General features: G+C 71.1%; 13 protein-coding genes and 1 pseudogene. 9 read left to right on the top strand and 5 right to left on the bottom strand.

Annotation, left to right across the window (positions count from 1 at the left end):
• Window positions 1-211: 211 nt before the first annotated feature.
• Window positions 212-580 (bottom strand): LapA family protein, encoded by a 369-nt coding sequence (locus tag OEY_RS0104445; protein ID WP_010592734.1) that lies wholly within the window; start codon window positions 578-580, stop codon window positions 212-214.
• Between the two features lie 87 nt (window positions 581-667).
• Here OEY_RS0104445 and rlmN point away from each other — a divergent pair, with 87 nt between their 5' ends.
• Window positions 668-1,777, top strand: coding sequence for a 23S rRNA (adenine(2503)-C(2))-methyltransferase RlmN (gene rlmN, locus OEY_RS0104440; RefSeq protein ID WP_010592733.1), 1,110 nt, complete (start codon window positions 668-670; stop codon window positions 1,775-1,777).
• A gap of 78 nt (window positions 1,778-1,855) precedes the next feature.
• On the opposite strand, the gene OEY_RS0104435 is transcribed toward rlmN, so the two are convergent.
• The gene (locus tag OEY_RS0104435; RefSeq protein WP_010592732.1) at window positions 1,856-2,101 is read right to left on the bottom strand and encodes a DUF2631 domain-containing protein; all 246 of its coding nucleotides are present in this window, start codon (window positions 2,099-2,101) and stop codon (window positions 1,856-1,858) included.
• Window positions 2,102-2,243: 142 nt separating this feature from the next.
• On the opposite strand from OEY_RS0104435, the gene dxr reads away from it, so the two are divergent.
• The 5 genes from dxr to OEY_RS0104410 all read left to right on the top strand — a co-directional run bounded on the left by dxr (window position 2,244) and on the right by OEY_RS0104410 (window position 8,649).
• On the top strand, window positions 2,244-3,407 hold the full coding sequence (gene dxr, locus OEY_RS0104430) for a 1-deoxy-D-xylulose-5-phosphate reductoisomerase (RefSeq protein WP_010592731.1): 1,164 nt from the start codon (window positions 2,244-2,246) through the stop codon (window positions 3,405-3,407).
• A gap of 15 nt (window positions 3,408-3,422) precedes the next feature.
• Window positions 3,423-4,640: a M50 family metallopeptidase gene (locus OEY_RS0104425; protein ID WP_010592730.1), complete on the top strand. Its 1,218-nt coding sequence runs from the start codon at window positions 3,423-3,425 to the stop codon at window positions 4,638-4,640.
• Window positions 4,641-4,685: 45 nt separating this feature from the next.
• Complete coding sequence (gene ispG, locus OEY_RS0104420; RefSeq protein WP_010592729.1) at window positions 4,686-5,840, top strand: flavodoxin-dependent (E)-4-hydroxy-3-methylbut-2-enyl-diphosphate synthase; 1,155 nt, start codon at window positions 4,686-4,688, stop codon at window positions 5,838-5,840.
• 84 nt (window positions 5,841-5,924) lie between these two features.
• Complete coding sequence (locus tag OEY_RS0104415) at window positions 5,925-6,740, top strand: GNAT family N-acetyltransferase (RefSeq protein WP_010592728.1); 816 nt, start codon at window positions 5,925-5,927, stop codon at window positions 6,738-6,740.
• A gap of 67 nt (window positions 6,741-6,807) precedes the next feature.
• The gene (locus tag OEY_RS0104410; RefSeq protein ID WP_010592727.1) at window positions 6,808-8,649 is read left to right on the top strand and encodes a penicillin-binding transpeptidase domain-containing protein; all 1,842 of its coding nucleotides are present in this window, start codon (window positions 6,808-6,810) and stop codon (window positions 8,647-8,649) included.
• A gap of 40 nt (window positions 8,650-8,689) precedes the next feature.
• Here the strand turns inward: OEY_RS0104410 and OEY_RS0104405 are convergent, their stop codons facing one another.
• Complete coding sequence (locus OEY_RS0104405) at window positions 8,690-9,550, bottom strand: helix-turn-helix transcriptional regulator (protein WP_010592726.1); 861 nt, start codon at window positions 9,548-9,550, stop codon at window positions 8,690-8,692.
• A gap of 106 nt (window positions 9,551-9,656) precedes the next feature.
• Here OEY_RS0104405 and OEY_RS0104400 point away from each other — a divergent pair, with 106 nt between their 5' ends.
• The 3 genes from OEY_RS0104400 (at window position 9,657) to OEY_RS0104390 (ending at window position 12,858) form a co-directional block, all read left to right on the top strand.
• On the top strand, window positions 9,657-11,315 hold the full coding sequence (locus OEY_RS0104400; RefSeq protein ID WP_010592725.1) for an AMP-binding protein: 1,659 nt from the start codon (window positions 9,657-9,659) through the stop codon (window positions 11,313-11,315).
• Window positions 11,316-11,385: 70 nt separating this feature from the next.
• Window positions 11,386-12,243 (top strand): type I methionyl aminopeptidase, encoded by an 858-nt coding sequence (gene map / locus OEY_RS0104395; RefSeq protein WP_010592724.1) that lies wholly within the window; start codon window positions 11,386-11,388, stop codon window positions 12,241-12,243.
• 48 nt (window positions 12,244-12,291) lie between these two features.
• The gene (locus OEY_RS0104390) at window positions 12,292-12,858 is read left to right on the top strand and encodes a hypothetical protein (RefSeq protein WP_026137713.1); all 567 of its coding nucleotides are present in this window, start codon (window positions 12,292-12,294) and stop codon (window positions 12,856-12,858) included.
• A 58-nt stretch (window positions 12,859-12,916) separates the two neighbouring features.
• Here OEY_RS0104390 and mtr read toward each other — a convergent pair whose 3' ends face one another.
• Both mtr and OEY_RS0104380 read right to left on the bottom strand, forming a co-directional pair.
• The gene (gene mtr, locus OEY_RS0104385) at window positions 12,917-14,290 is read right to left on the bottom strand and encodes a mycothione reductase (protein ID WP_010592722.1); all 1,374 of its coding nucleotides are present in this window, start codon (window positions 14,288-14,290) and stop codon (window positions 12,917-12,919) included.
• Window positions 14,291-14,321: 31 nt separating this feature from the next.
• Window positions 14,322-14,905 (bottom strand): annotated as a pseudogene (locus OEY_RS0104380) (alpha/beta hydrolase); the annotation flags it as partial.

Genomic DNA, 14,905 nt, shown 5'->3' with positions numbered 1-14,905 from the left:
CGGCCGCCGCGAAGCGCTCCGGGGCGGTGCCCGGAACGAGCAGCCAGGATCGGGCGAGCTCGGGTGCGACGGTGGCGGAGGCGGGGGCATCCAGGTGGGCGGTCACGTCAGGCTCCTCGGGTGAAGGTCTTGTCTCCAGGGTGCCCTCTTGTCGCCGCGTTGGGGAGATTGGGTGCGTTGTGTTCGTCACCCGCCGCTGGGCGGCGCTGTGTCACCGCCGCTTCGCGGCACGCTTGATCTGCAGGATCCGCACACCGCCCGCCAGCGCCATGACGAGGGCTCCCGCGATGGCCGACAGCAGCAGGCTCACCCCCAGCGGCAGGGTGAACTCCCAGGCGAACAGTTCCATGGTGACCGAGTCGAGGTTCTGCAGGATGAACACGAGCAGCAGGATCAGGACCAGAACACCGATGACCAGGCCGGTCCACGTCGATGCCGCGCGGCTGCGGTCGAGGGGAATCGCCGGCGCGGGACGGAGGTCGGAATCGGGCGTGGCCTTCGTCGAGCCCTGCCGGTCGGGCCGATCCCCGCCGGGCAGGTCCGGTACCGGATCGGGCAGATTCGCGGGGCGGTCGGTCATGGATCGATCATCTCGCTCCGGCTGCCGCTGCACACCGTATTCGGCGAGGAAGACCGGCTCCGCCGCCGTAATGGATAATGGGTCATTATGCCCTCCTCTCTTCCCCTGGTTTTCGACGCGCCCAAACGCGGTATGCCGCCGCGTCACCTCGCCGACCTCGACGCCGAGCAGCGCCGGGCGGCCGTGCGTGAACTGGGCCTGCCGGCCTTCCGGGCCGATCAGCTGGCCCGGCACTACTACGGGCGGCTCGAGGCCGATCCGGAGAAGATGACGGATCTGCCGGCGAAGGTGCGCGAGCAGGTGGGGGCGGCGTTCTTCCCCGCGTTGCTGACACCGGTCAAGCACGTGGCGTGCGACGGCGGCGAGACCCGCAAGACGCTGTGGCGCGCCGGGGACGGCACCCTCCTCGAGAGTGTGCTCATGCGCTACCCCGACCGCGCCACCCTGTGCATCTCGAGCCAGGCCGGCTGCGGGATGGCCTGCCCGTTCTGCGCGACCGGCCAGGGCGGCCTGGATCGGAACCTGTCCACCGCCGAGATCGTCGATCAGGTGCGCGCCGCGGCCGCGGCCCTGCGCGACGGTGACGTGGCCGGGGGACCGGGTCGTCTGTCCAACGTGGTGTTCATGGGGATGGGGGAGCCGCTGGCGAACTACAAGCGGGTGGTGGCCGCGGTGCGGCGCATCACCGCCCCGCCGCCGGAGGGACTGGGCCTGTCGCAGCGGTCGGTCACCGTCTCCACCGTCGGTCTGGCGCCGGCGATCCGCCGGCTGGCCGACGAGGGACTGCACGTGACCCTCGCCGTGTCGCTGCACACGCCGGACGACGAACTGCGCGACACGCTGGTGCCGGTCAACAACCGCTGGCCCGTCGCCGAGGTGCTCGACGCCGCGCGCTACTACGCCGACCGGACCGGTCGCCGTGTCTCCGTCGAGTACGCCCTGATCCGCGACGTCAACGACCAGCCGTGGCGGGCGGACATGCTGGGCAAGAAGCTGCACAAGGCGCTCGGCCCGCTGGTGCACGTGAACCTGATCCCGCTCAACCCGACGCCGGGCAGCGAATGGGACGCCAGCCCGAAGCCGGTCGAGCGCGAGTTCGTTCGTCGCGTCCAGGCTCAGGGGGTCTCGTGCACCGTGCGGGACACCCGGGGCCAGGAGATCGCGGCAGCCTGCGGCCAGCTCGCCGCCGAGAACTGAACACGGACTCGCGGCAAGCGAAGGGTCCGCCCGGGACGAACCGGGCGGACCCTTCGGTGTTGCTGTGGGGACGTGCGGCTACCTGCGGCGCCGGCGCTGGACGATGTCGCGCACCAGGATGGCGACGAGCAGCGCGGCGAAACCGATCAGGAACCAGTTCTCGACGTTGCCGTTGTGGTTGCCGATGATCATCGCCAGCAGGAACAGGGCGATGAGCCAGCCCATGAAACGGAACAGGCGGGGCGCCTCGCCACTCCAGCCCCACTCCGCCGACGGCACCTCGGCCGTGTCGACGCCAGTGGTCTTCAACTCGGTACCGGCCACCGCTTGTCCTCCTGGTCGCAAAGATCTTCGCTGTTGGGCCAATCGTGACATACGACCGCCCGTCGTACGAAGTGGGGGCGCGCTCCCGCGCGCCGGGCGGGTGATTCAGCCTCCCCTCAGGGCGGTCGGGAACAATGTCGGCGTGGCCGACTCGCAACCCAGCTCCCGCACCCGTGTCCTGCTGCTCGGCAGCACCGGCTCCATCGGCACCCAGGCACTCGAGGTGATCGCCGCCAACCCCGACCGGTTCGAGGTGGTCGGTCTCGCCGCCGGTGGTGGCAACATCGATCTGCTCGCCGAACAGATCCGCGTCACCGGTGTGACCGAGGTGGCCGTCGCGAACGCACAGGCCGCCGCGCGCCTCGACCTCCCGGGCCTGCAGGTCCGCAGCGGGCCGGAGGCGGTGACGAGGTTGGTGCGCGACGTGGAGGCCGACGTGGTGCTCAACGCCCTCGTCGGATCCCTCGGCCTGGAGCCGACGCTGGCCGCACTGGCGACGGGCGCACGCCTGGCGCTGGCCAACAAGGAGTCGCTCGTCGCGGGCGGCGCACTGGTCACCGCCGCCGCGGCCCCGGGGCAGATCGTGCCGGTGGACTCGGAGCACTCGGCGCTGGCCCAGTGCCTGCGCGGCGGCAGCCCCGACGAGGTGGCCCGGCTCGTGCTGACCGCCTCGGGTGGTCCGTTCCGCGGCTGGACGGCCGAACGGCTCGAGTCGGTCACCCCCGAGCAGGCCGGCGCCCACCCGACCTGGTCGATGGGCCCGATGAACACCCTGAACTCGGCGACGCTGGTGAACAAGGGCCTGGAACTGATCGAGACGCACCTGTTGTTCGGCATCGGCTACGACCGGATCGACGTCACCGTGCACCCGCAGTCGATCGTGCACTCGATGGTCACCTTCACCGACGGGTCCACGCTGGCCCAGGCGTCGCCGCCGTCGATGAAGCTGCCGATCGCGCTCGCGCTGGGCTGGCCGCACCGGATCGCGGACGCGGCGCCGGCCCTCGACTTCACGACCGCCTCGACGTGGGAGTTCGAACCCGTGGATCACGACGTCTTCCCCGCGATCGAACTCGCCCGGGCCGCCGGGGTGGGCGGCGGATGCCTGACCGCGGTGTACAACGCCGCGAACGAGGTGGCCGCGGAGGCTTTCCTGGCGGGGGCGCTGCCGTTCCCCGGGATCGTGCGCACGGTGGCGGCGGTGCTGGCCGACGCCGACGCCTGGTCCGCGGCACCCGCTACCGTGGAAGATGTGCTCGCCGCCGACGGCTGGGCTCGGGACCGAGCCCGCGCGCTCGTGAAGTAGGAGGACCGGCCACCGATGATGTTCGTTCTGGGCGTCGTGCTGTTCGCCCTCGGCATCGCCGTATCCATCGCCCTGCACGAGGCCGGGCACATGTGGACCGCGCAGCGCCTCGGCATGAAGGTGCGGCGCTACTACATCGGGTTCGGGCCGCGGCTGTACTCGTTCCGGCGCGGTGAGACCGAGTACGGCCTCAAGGCGATCCCGGCGGGCGGCTTCTGCGACATCGCGGGCATGACGGCGCTCGACGAGCTGGCTCCCGACGAGCACGAGCGCGCCATGTTCAAGCAGAAGGCATGGAAGCGCGTGGTGGTGATGTCCGGCGGCATCGCGATGAACTTCCTCCTCGGCATGGTGCTGATCTTCGGGCTCGCCGTGGCGTGGGGTCTGCCGCGGCTGGGGGAGACCCCGGCGGAGATCGGGGAGCTCTCGTGCGTCGCACCGACCCAGGCCGGTGAATCCGGGGGCTACGAGCTCGCGCCGTGCAGCGGGCCGGGTCCGGCCGCTGCCGCCGGCCTCGAAGTCGGGGACGTCGTCGTCTCCGTCGGCGGCACCGAGGTCGCGACATTCGCGGACCTGGTCGAGGTCACCCGCGCCGCGACCGGCACGGTGGATTTCGTCGTCGAGCGCGACGGTCGCACGTTGACGATCCCGGTGCCGGTCCAGTCCGCCCAGCGCTGGGTGCAGGATCCCGAGACGGGCGCGATCACCTCGGAGACCGTCAGCGCCATCGGGGTGGCCGCGCCGCCGTCCGTCACCGAATACAACGCGTTCACCGCAGTGGGCGGCACGCTGCAATTCACCGGCGACATGTTCGTGCTCACCGCGCAGGCCCTCGCCGACCTGCCCAGCAAGGTGGGGGCGCTGTGGGAGTCGGTGACGGGCGGCGAACGCGACCCCGACACCCCGATCAGCGTGGTCGGTGCCTCCGTCATCGGTGGGCAGGTCGCCGAGCGGGGCATCTGGCAGATGTTCGTCCTGCTGCTCGCCCAGCTGAACTTCTTCCTGGGCATGTTCAACCTGCTCCCGCTGCTGCCGCTCGACGGCGGCCATATCGCCGTCGTCGTGTACGAGAAGGTCCGCAACTGGATCCGCGGGCTGCGCGGGCTGCCGGTCGGCGGCCCGGTCGACTACACGAAGCTGCTGCCCGTCACCTACGTGTTCGTCCTCATCGGCGGCGCGTTCATGCTGTTGACACTCACCGCGGACATCGTCAACCCCATCCAGCTGTTCTGACCCACACCGCTAGAATTGCCGCGTAGCTACGAAAGAAGGCGAAACGTGACCAGCCCCGTCGGTTTGGGCATGCCCGAAGTTCCCGCCGTCCTCGCGCCCCGGCGCAAGACCCGTCAGCTCATGGTCGGCGACGTCGGCGTGGGCAGCGACCACCCGGTGTCGGTGCAGTCGATGTGCACCACCAAGACGCACGACGTCAACGCGACGTTGCAGCAGATCGCGGAGCTCACCGCGTCCGGTTGCGACATCGTCCGGGTCGCGTGCCCGCGGCAGGAGGACGCCGACGCGCTCGCCGCGATCGCGAAGAAGAGCCAGATCCCGGTCATCGCGGACATCCACTTCCAGCCGCGCTACATCTTCGCCGCCATCGACGCCGGCTGCGCCGCCGTGCGCGTCAACCCCGGCAACATCAAGGAGTTCGACGGCCGCGTGAAGGAGGTCGCCAAAGCCGCCGGCGCCGCGGGCATCCCGATCCGTATCGGAGTCAACGCCGGCTCGCTGGATCCGCGCATCCTGAGCAAGTACGGCAAGGCCACGCCCGAGGCGCTCGTCGAGTCCGCGCTGTGGGAGGCGAGCCTGTTCGAGGAGCACGGCTTCGGCGACCTCAAGATCTCGGTCAAGCACAACGACCCCGTCGTGATGGTCGAGGCCTACCGTCAGCTCGCCGCGCAGTGCGACTACCCGCTGCATCTGGGTGTGACCGAGGCAGGGCCCGCCTTCCAGGGCACGATCAAGTCGGCCGTCGCGTTCGGTGCGCTGCTCAGCGAGGGCATCGGCGACACCATCCGGGTGTCGCTGTCGGCGCCGCCCGCCGAGGAGATCAAGGTCGGCACCCAGATCCTGCAGTCGCTGAACCTGCGGCCGCGCAAGCTCGAGATCGTCTCCTGCCCGTCGTGCGGCCGCGCGCAGGTCGACGTCTACACCCTCGCCGACGAGGTCACCGCAGGCCTTCAGGGCATGGAGGTGCCGCTGCGCGTCGCGGTCATGGGCTGCGTCGTCAACGGCCCCGGTGAGGCACGCGAGGCCGACCTCGGCGTCGCGTCCGGCAACGGCAAGGGCCAGATCTTCGTCAAGGGCAAGGTCGTCAAGACCGTCCCCGAGGCCCAGATCGTCGAGACCCTCATCGAGGAGGCCATGCGCATCGCCGAGGAGATGGAAGGCGACGCCGGCACCGGAAACCCGGTGGTCTCGGTCGGCTGAACCGGTTCGGCGGGCACAGGACTCCCGCGCGGCCCCGGCTTCTGGCAGTCTGAGTGCGTATCCGCAGTCGACAGGTGGTGGGACGTGCTCAAGCTTCTGGGAGTCCGGTCTCTCGGCGGCCGTGACACCGCACACGTGCTGCGGGTGCTGGCCCGCGATCCGGTGGCGGCGTGCATGGTGGCCGGCCGGATCGAGGAGTACGGCCTCGACTCCCGCGCCGTCGGCGGTGACATGTGGAGCCGGGGCGGACCCGACGAGTCGCTGTGCTTCTCGGGGGCGAACCTCGTCCCGCTGCTCGGCGATCGCGACGACCTGCATGCCTTCGCGGACCGCGCCGCCCGCGGCCCCCGCCTGTGCTCGTCGCTCGTCGGCCGTGCCGAACTCGCCTTGCCGATGTGGGAGGTCCTGCAGCCGGAATGGGGTCCCGCCCGCGAGGTGCGGGCCGAGCAACCGCTGCTGGTGCTCGACCGGGAACCCCTCGTCGTCCCCGACCCGCTGGTGCGGCGCGTGCGACCGGACGAGATCGACGCCTACATGCCGGCCGCGATCGCGATGTTCCGCGAGGAGGTCGGTGTGGATCCGTGCGCGGGTGACGGCGGAGCGGGATACCGCCGCCGGGTGCAGAGCCTGATCGCCACCGGACGCGCATGGGCCCGCTTCGAGCACGGCCGGGTGGTGTTCAAGGCCGAGATCGGCTCCCAGTCCTCGTCTGTGGGGCAGATCCAGGGCGTGTGGGTGGACCCCGGCAGGCGCGACGCCGGCCTCGTCGCCGCCGCCGTCACCGCCGGTGGCCGGCTGCCGAGCCTGTACGTCAACAGCTTCAATCACCGCGCTCGCGCGGCGTACGCCCGGATCGGCTTCCGGCAGGTCGCGACCTTCTGCACGGTTCTGCTGGACTGAGGGGCCGCTCCGTCCGGGCCGTGTCGCCTCCCCGATCCCGGGTGCCACCGGTCCTACGATGACGGCGATGAGAACTCGACCCGTCTGCGCCCCGGTCCCGTCCGTCCGGTTCGTCCAGGCACCGCGTCGGCTCCTGCCGATCCTGGCAGCCGCCGTCGCATTGGCCGGCGGCGTCGTGGCATGCACCCCCAAACCCGCCGGACCGGAGCCTGCCGCACAGGAGTTCCTCACCGACTTCGCCGAGCGGGACTTCGCTGCGGCCGCTGCCCTGACCGATCGTCCCGACTCGGCCGAGGAGGCGCTCGCGGCGACGTGGACGGGGCTGCAGGCGGAGGGTCTCGAGGTGGACACCGACGGGGTGCGGATCGACGGGGACACCGCGACCGTCACCTACGTCTACGAGTGGGACCTGCCCGGCGAGCGCGTGTGGCGGTACTCCGGGCAGATGAACATGGGCCGCAGCGGCGAGGACTGGGTGGTGCGCTGGACGCGGTCGAACCTGCATCCCCAGCTCGGGGACCGGCAGCGGATGCAGCTGCGGACCAATCCCGCCCCGCGTGCCCGCGTCAACGAGCATTCCGGCTCGGACGTGCTCGTTCCGGGCATCGTCTACGGAATCGGTTTCGATGCGGCGCAGGCGGGCGATGTCCGGGCCGCGGCGCGGGCGCTGTCGGCGGCGCTGACCGAGTTCGACCCGTCGCTGACCGCGCAGTCGATCGCCGAGACCGCGACCGCCGCCGACGGCGCCTACTCGGTCGTGCGGCTGCGTGAGGAGGACTACGAACGCGTCGCCGACACCCTCGCGGCGGTGCCCGGGGTCACGATCACCGAGCAGGCCGATCTCGTCGCCACCGACCGTACCTTCGCCCCCGACCTCGTCGGCCAGGTCAAGAAGACCGTGATCGACGAGGTGGACGGCAAGGCCGGGTGGAGCGTCGTCGCGGTCAACCAGAACGGTGTCGACACCGGGGTCCTCACCGAGACGCCGCCCGAACCCGCGCCGTCCTTCTCCGTCAGCCTGGACCGTCCCATCCAGGTGGCGGCGCAGGCCGCCGTCGACGCCCGCACGGAACAGGCGATGATGGTGGTGATCGAGGCGTCCACCGGCGCGGTCCTCGCCGTCGCGCAGAACAAGGCCGCCGACCGCGACGGGCCGGTCGCGCTGGCCGGACAGTACCCGCCCGGCTCCACCTTCAAGATCATCACCTCGGGTGCCGCCATCTCCAGCGGGCTCGCGGGACCGGGCACCATGGTGGCCTGCCCGGGCCGGATCACGATCGGCGAGCGCAGTGTTCCGAACTACAACGAATTCTCGGTCGGCACCGTGCCGATGGCGACGGCGTTCGCGCGCTCGTGCAACACCTCGTTCGCCAAACTCGCCTCCGAGATGGCGCCCGACGCCCTCACCGTCGCGGCCGCGCAGTTCGGCATCGGACCCGAGTACGACGTGGTGGGCATGCCCACGTTCTCCGGATCGGTGCCGCCCGCGGAGGACCTGGTCCAGCGCGCCGAGGACGGCTTCGGTCAGGGCAGGGTCGTCGTCAGCCCGTTCGGGATGGCCCTGGCCGCGGCGACCGTCGCGCACGGCAGCGCACCCGTGCCCTACCTGCTGCAGGGACGCGAGACCGTCGTCACCGGCGACCGGCCGCCGGTCACCCCGGAGATGGTCGACGGCCTGCGCGGCATGATGCGCCTGGTGATCACCAGCGGTACCGCCGACCGGATTCGCGACCAGGGCGAGGTGTACGGCAAGACGGGTGAGGCCGAGGTCGCGGGCGGCTCCCACGCATGGTTCGTCGGATATCGCGGTGACCTGGCCTTCGCGACGCTCGTCGTGCGCGGCGGCAGCTCCGACAACGCCGTCGCCGTCACCCGCGACATGTTCGCGGCGCTGCCGGAGGGCTACTGACCGGCCCGCCCGCGCCGCGGCAGAGCCCACCGGCCGCCGGTCAGGGCAGCAGCCCCAGGCGTCGCGCCGACACGACGGCCTCGTGCCGGGTGTGGGCGTCGAGCTTGCCCATCGCGCTGCGCAGGTAGCTCTTGACCGTCTCCGGGCCCACCGACAGCCGGTCGGCGATCTCGGCGTTGGTGCATCCCAGCGCCACGTGCGCGAGCACGTCGGTCTCGCGCGGCGAGAGCACCACGTCGCTCTGGAGCGGTGCCGCGCCGCCGAGCGCCCCGGCCAGCCGGTCCGACAGGTCCCGCAGCTTACGCTGCAGGCCGGCATCCTCGACGCACTGGGCGAGACCGCGCAGTTCTGCGTGCACGTCCCGGATCTGGGCGGCCGCGACCGGGCTCTCGGCCGGGCGGTCGAGGGAGCCGAGCATCGCCAGCCGCCGGTCCACCTCGTCCCGGACGGCGATCTCGCTGCTGAGCCGTCGCGCCGCCTGCACGAAGGCTCCCACCGCGCGGTCGCCGAGCGGTGAACACTCCCGGATCGCGCCGTAGAGCACGGCACGAGCCGCCCCGCTCACCATCACCGGCACCGCGAGGATCGAGCGCAGCCCCTCGCCGAGGACCGGCCGATCGAAGTGGTGGGTGATCGACGACGACCGGCCGTAGTCCGGCACCGTCGCCGGCCGGGCCCGGTCCACCACGAGGCCGCCCAGACCGGCCCGCGGCGGGACCACGACCCCCTCGAGAGCGTTGGTGCGGGTGCCGAAGAACTCGGTCAGGTGCAGGTTCCCGTCGCGGACCTCCCCGGCGAACACGACGGGGATCAGGGCCTCGGCCGCGGTACGGCGAAGCTCCCCGCGCAGGGCGTCGCTGTCGCGGGGACGAAGGAGAGGCGAGGTGCCGGCCGGCGCCATCGGTCACCCCTTTCCGGGGGTATCGGGACGGACGTGTGACTTGGATCATAAAGGAATCGATCCTCGGGACGTTCACCCCGGGGCGCTTCACGAGAGGACGGATTCGATGACCACCGAGACCACCGCGCGTGCGCATTCCGGGCAGGAGGCACGGGTGCGGGAACTGCTGGACCGCTACGACACCGCCGACGCGTGTGCCGCACAGCTGCTGTGCGACGGGCATCCCGCGGACGCCGTCGCGTTCACAGTGGTCGAGGCGGATCTGACCGCGACCGACCTGACCTTCGGCGAGCTGCGTGAGCAGTCCTCCCGGTTCGCCGCGGCCCTGGCCGATCTCGGCGTCGAGCCGGGCGACCATGTCGCCACCCTGATGGGCAAGTCCGCGGACCTGGTGGTGGCGCTGCTCGGCATCTGGCGTCGCGGTGCCGTGCACGTGCCGTTGTTCACCGCCTTCGCACCCCCGGCGATCGGCTTCCGGCTGCAGGCCAGCGGGGCGAAGGTCGTCGTCGCCGACGCGGACCAGGTCGGCAAGCTCGCGCCCGGCGAGGACATCCCCGCCGACGCGCCGTGGCAGATCGTCGTTGCCGGTCCCGCCGAGGCCGGCACCGCCGGCATCGGCGTCCGCTTCGCCGACCTGGTGGCCTCGCACGATGCGGACGATCCGCGCGGCGCCGCGGTCGCCGTCGGTGGGCACGGCGGGCTCGTGCAGCTGTTCACCTCCGGCACGACCGGCACCCCGAAGGGGGTGCCGGTGCCGGTGCGGGCGCTCGCGTCGTTCCACGCCTACCTGGACTTCGGCCTCGACGTGCGTGAGGACGACGTGTTCTGGAACGCCGCCGATCCCGGCTGGGCGTACGGGCTCTACTACGCGCTGCTCGCGCCGCTGGCCGCCGGTGTGCGCAGCCTGCTGCTGCACGCCGGGTTCTCCGCCGCCCTCACCTGGCAGGTGATGGAAAAGTTCGGGGTCACCAACTTCGCGGCCGCGCCCACCGTCTACCGCAGCCTGCGGGCGGACTCGGCGCCCGTGCCGGAGTCGATCTCGCTGCGGCGCGCCTCGTCCGCCGGCGAGCCGCTCACCCCGGACGTCGTGGCATGGTCCGAGCAGACCCTCGGCGTGATCGTACGCGACCACTACGGCCAGACCGAGCACGGCATGTTCGTCGTCAACGCGTGGGCGGACGGGCTGCGCGAAGAAGTGCGGCCCGGATCGATGGGTAAGCCCCTGCCCGGGTGGTCCTGCGCCGTGCTCTCGGACGACTCCGACGACATCGCCGCCCCCGGCGTGCCCGGACGGGTGGCGATCGACACCCACGCCAGCCCCCTGCTGTGGTTCACAGGGTACGTGGACGCGCCGGAGAAGACCGCGCAGCGGTTCACCGAGGACGGCCGCTGGTACCTCACCGGCGACGCCGGACAGGTCGACGAGGACGGGTTCTTCTACTTCTCCGCCCGCGACGACGACGTGATCATCATGGCGGGCTACCGGATCGGCCCGTTCGACGTCGAGAGCGTGCTGGTGATGCACGAGCACGTCGTCGAGGCCGCCGTCGTCGGCATGCCCGACCAGCTGCGCGGCGAGGTGCTCGAAGCGTTCGTGGTGCTGCGCGACGGCGTCGACGGCACCGACGAGCTCGAGGTGGAGCTGCAGCAGCTGGTCAAGCGCAAGTTCGCGGCGCACGCCTACCCGCGGACCGTGCACTTCGTGCCGCAGCTGCCGAAGACGCCCAGCGGCAAGATCCAGCGCTACATCCTGCGTCAGGGCTGAGCCGCCCGCGTGGGGGCGGCTCAGCCGGCGCCGCGTCGCCCCCCGTCGGTCGGGGCCTATCCTGGTGACCATGCCTGTTCGCACCGCACTCGTCCCCGGAACCGTCTCACCCGTCCGCGCCGTCCCCAACGGGATCGAGCGACCGGAGTACGCGTGGAAGCCGACGGCGAACGAAGGGCACGAGCCGTGGGTGCAGACCCCGGAGACCATCGAGAAGATGCGGGTCGCCGGCCGCATCGCCGCGCAGGCCCTGGCCGAGGCGGGCAAGGCCGTCGCGCCGGGCGTGACCACCGACGAACTGGACCGGATCGCGCACGAATACATGTGCGACCACGGCGCGTATCCCTCGACGCTGGGGTACAAGGGCTTCACCAAGTCGTGCTGCACGTCGCTGAACGAGGTGATCTGCCACGGCATCCCGGATTCGACGGTGCTCGAGGACGGCGACATCGTCAACATCGACGTCACCGCCTACATCGGGGGAGTGCACGGTGACACCAATGCCACGTTCCTGGCGGGCGAGGTCTCCGAGGAGCACCGCCTGCTGGTCGAACGGACCCGTGAGGCGACGATGCGGGCGATCAAGGCGGTCAAGCCGGGCCGGGCCCTCAACGTCGTCGGCCGGGTCATCGAGTCGTACGCGAACCGGTTCGGGTACGGGGTGGTGCGTGACTTCACCGGTCACGGCATCGGCGAGACGTTCCACAACGGGCTGGTGATCCTGCACTACGACCAGCCGTCCGTCGACACCGTGCTCGAGCCGGGAATGGTGTTCACGATCGAGCCGATGATCAACCTCGGCACCGTGGACTACGAGATCTGGGACGACGGCTGGACCGTGGTCACCAAGGACCGCAAGTGGACCGCCCAGTTCGAGCACACCATCGTCGTCACCGACAGCGGAGCGGATATCCTCACGCTGCCGTGACGCGGCCGGGTGCCGGGCGCAACGCCTTGTCGCGTACCGTGCTTCGGCATGGAACCGACTGACGTGGCGATCCCGGCCGGCACCTTCACCGTGCGAATCGACGGCCCCGAGAGCCGGCACGCGGTGCTGCTGCTGCCCGGCGCCGGGGAATCCGCCGACGTCTACGACGCGGTGTGCGCGCGGCTGCACCATTCGGATCTGCGTACGTTCGTACCGGAGACCATCGAGGGTCTCGACGTCGCGGGCGTACATGCATTGCTCGACGCCCTGCAGTTGCCGTGGGTGCACCTCGTCGGCAGTGGGGCAGGAGCGGAGCTGGCGTGGGCGGCCGCCTCGGGCCGGTTCGGCCGGTTCGCCAGCCTCGTGGTCGCCGACCGGGGCCACCCGGCGGTGCCGGACGTCGAGGGCGTCGTACGGGACGCGGACGCCGCCCCCGCCGAGGTGCCCACCACCGTGCTCGTGGGCAGCGCCGCGCGCCGCCCGGAGGCCGACGCCTCGATGCGGTACGTCCTGTCGGAGTTCCGCGTCGTCGAACTGAGCGGAGTGGCCAACATCCCGGCCGAGGCGCCGGCGGAACTGGCCAGCGCGATCGCCCTGCGCACCGGCAGCTGGTAGGCGGCTTCGCCGCCGGTGTGTCCTTTGGGCGGTGGGAGCCGCCCAAAGGACACACCGATCACAACCCGAGGAGAGCGTTCTCGACCAGTTCCGGCAGGGCCGGGTGGATCCAGTACTGTCCGGTGGCCGTCTCCCGGGCGGTGAGACCGAAGCTCATGGCCTGGATCAGCGGCTGGATCACCGACGACGCCTGGGCGCCCAGGATGTGCGCGCCGAGCAGCTTGCCCGTGGTGCGGTCGGCGATCACCTTGCAGAAACCCTCGGTGTCCTCCATCGCCCAGCCGTACGCGACGTCGCCGTAGTACTGGATCTTCACCGCGACGTCGTAGCCCTGGGCGCGGGCCTGTTCCTCGGTCAGGCCGACCGTCGCGATCTGCGGGTCGGTGAAGACCGCGGACGGCACGAACCGATGGTCCGAGCGGCGCAGGACCGAGACGTCCTCGCCCCACGCGTCGTGGAGCAGGTTGTGCTGTACGACGCGGGCCTCGTGATTGGCGACGTGCTTGAGCTGGTGCGGCGACGAGACGTCGCCGAGCGCGAAGACCCCGCGCGCGGTGGTGCGCTGGAACTCGTCGACGACGATCCGGCCGTCGTCGTGCAGCGCGATGCCGCCCGCGGCGGCGTCGAGTGCGTCCCCGTTGGGTGTCCGGCCGACCGCGACGAGCAGCGCGTCGCCGCTGACGGTGGTGCCGTCGGCCAGTTCCACCTCGACGCCGTCGCCGACGGGACGGAACGCCGTCGCGGGGTTGGACAGGTGCACGTCCCACCGGTCGGTGGCCAGGCCGGTGAAGTGCTCGGCGAGGTCGTGGTCGAGGTGCCGCAGCAACTGACCGGTGCGGGCGAGCACCGACACCCGGGTGCCCAGGGCGGAGAAGACGTGCGCGAACTCCATCGCGATGAACCCGGAGCCGAGGATCACCAGCGATTCCGGCAGTTTCGGCAGCCGCATGATGTCGTCGTTGGTGTAGTAGCGGACCCCGCCGTCGAGTACCTCCTGCGGGATCGCCGGACGCGCGCCCGCTGCGACGACGACCTGGTCGGCGGTGATGATCTCGCCCGTGCCGGTGTCGAGGGTGCGCTCGCCCACGAACCGGGCGTGCCCGCGGTGGACGGTGACGTTCGCGCAGTCCTCGGTGCGGTAGCGGTCGCCGCCGGCCGCGATCGGGTCGATCCGGCCGAACACCCGGTCGACGATGTCGCTCCACCGGACCCCGTCGATCGTCGCGTCGACACCGTACTTCGCGGCCTTGCGCACGGTCTGCGCGACCTCCGCCGCATAGACGTACATCTTGGTGGGGATGCAGCCGACGTTGAGACAGGTGCCACCGAAGGTGCCCTGCTCGAGGATCGCCACCTTCCGGCCGTCGAATCGCTCGTCGAGGATCGAGTTTCCGGAGCCGGTGCCGATGATGGCCAGGTCGTAGTGACTCACTGTTCTCCCGTTGTCAGGTTCGCGTGGACGATCACAGGGATCTGCTGTGACCGTCCAACCAGTCCAGCCACAGATCCAATTCCCGGAACGCCACGTCGAGCACGTCGGGTGTGGAGAGGAACACATCGTGCCGGGCGCCGGTGATCGGAACGATCGTCGTGCGGTCGCCCAGGCATCCGGCCCACCGGGCGATCTGCTTGACGTCGAGGACCGCGTCGGCGGTGTCCACCGTGGGGTCGTACGCGGGGGCCCAGCGGGTGTCCTTCGACCGCAGGATCAGCGACGGGACGCCGACATCGAGGCCGCGGTGCAGTGTCGCGTGGCCGCGGCGGACGGCACGGAGCCAGCCGAACGTGACGGGAAACCCGGCCAGCGGCTTCCAGTCCAGGTCGTACTCCCAGTGGCCGTTGGCGTCCTTGTGCAGACTCATCCCGTAGGTGTCCAGGCTCTGCCCCGGGATGACGGCGCGGCTGCGCACCCGGCCGACGGCATCGACCGCGACGGTGCCGAGGCCGCGCAGGATCGACGGTCCCTGCAGGTCGAACCACGGGCTGTTGAGGATCAGGCCCTGGATCCCGGCGCCGCCCGTACCGCCCGGTCGGCGGTTCATCCGAT

Origin of the sequence: Rhodococcus sp. P14 (assembly GCF_000256505.1) — a bacterium.
In the GTDB taxonomy this organism is placed as follows: Bacteria; Actinomycetota; Actinomycetes; order Mycobacteriales; family Mycobacteriaceae; genus Rhodococcus; species Rhodococcus ruber.
The sequence above is the reverse complement of the archived record's forward strand: the minus strand, read 5'-3'. Positions and strand labels throughout refer to the sequence as shown.

What these genes read in the sequence shown, in the direction of transcription:
- OEY_RS0104445 (WP_010592734.1), bottom strand. Translation starts at nt 580, where the DNA reads ATGACCGACCGCCCCGCGAATCTGCCCGATCCGGTACCGGACCTGCCC.
- rlmN (WP_010592733.1), top strand. Translation starts at nt 668, where the DNA reads ATGCCCTCCTCTCTTCCCCTGGTTTTCGACGCGCCCAAACGCGGTATG.
- OEY_RS0104425 (WP_010592730.1), top strand. Translation starts at nt 3,423, where the DNA reads ATGATGTTCGTTCTGGGCGTCGTGCTGTTCGCCCTCGGCATCGCCGTA.
- OEY_RS0104410 (WP_010592727.1), top strand. Translation starts at nt 6,808, where the DNA reads ATGAGAACTCGACCCGTCTGCGCCCCGGTCCCGTCCGTCCGGTTCGTC.
- OEY_RS0104405 (WP_010592726.1), bottom strand. Translation starts at nt 9,550, where the DNA reads ATGGCGCCGGCCGGCACCTCGCCTCTCCTTCGTCCCCGCGACAGCGAC.
- OEY_RS0104400 (WP_010592725.1), top strand. Translation starts at nt 9,657, where the DNA reads ATGACCACCGAGACCACCGCGCGTGCGCATTCCGGGCAGGAGGCACGG.
- map (WP_010592724.1), top strand. Translation starts at nt 11,386, where the DNA reads ATGCCTGTTCGCACCGCACTCGTCCCCGGAACCGTCTCACCCGTCCGC.
- OEY_RS0104390 (WP_026137713.1), top strand. Translation starts at nt 12,292, where the DNA reads ATGGAACCGACTGACGTGGCGATCCCGGCCGGCACCTTCACCGTGCGA.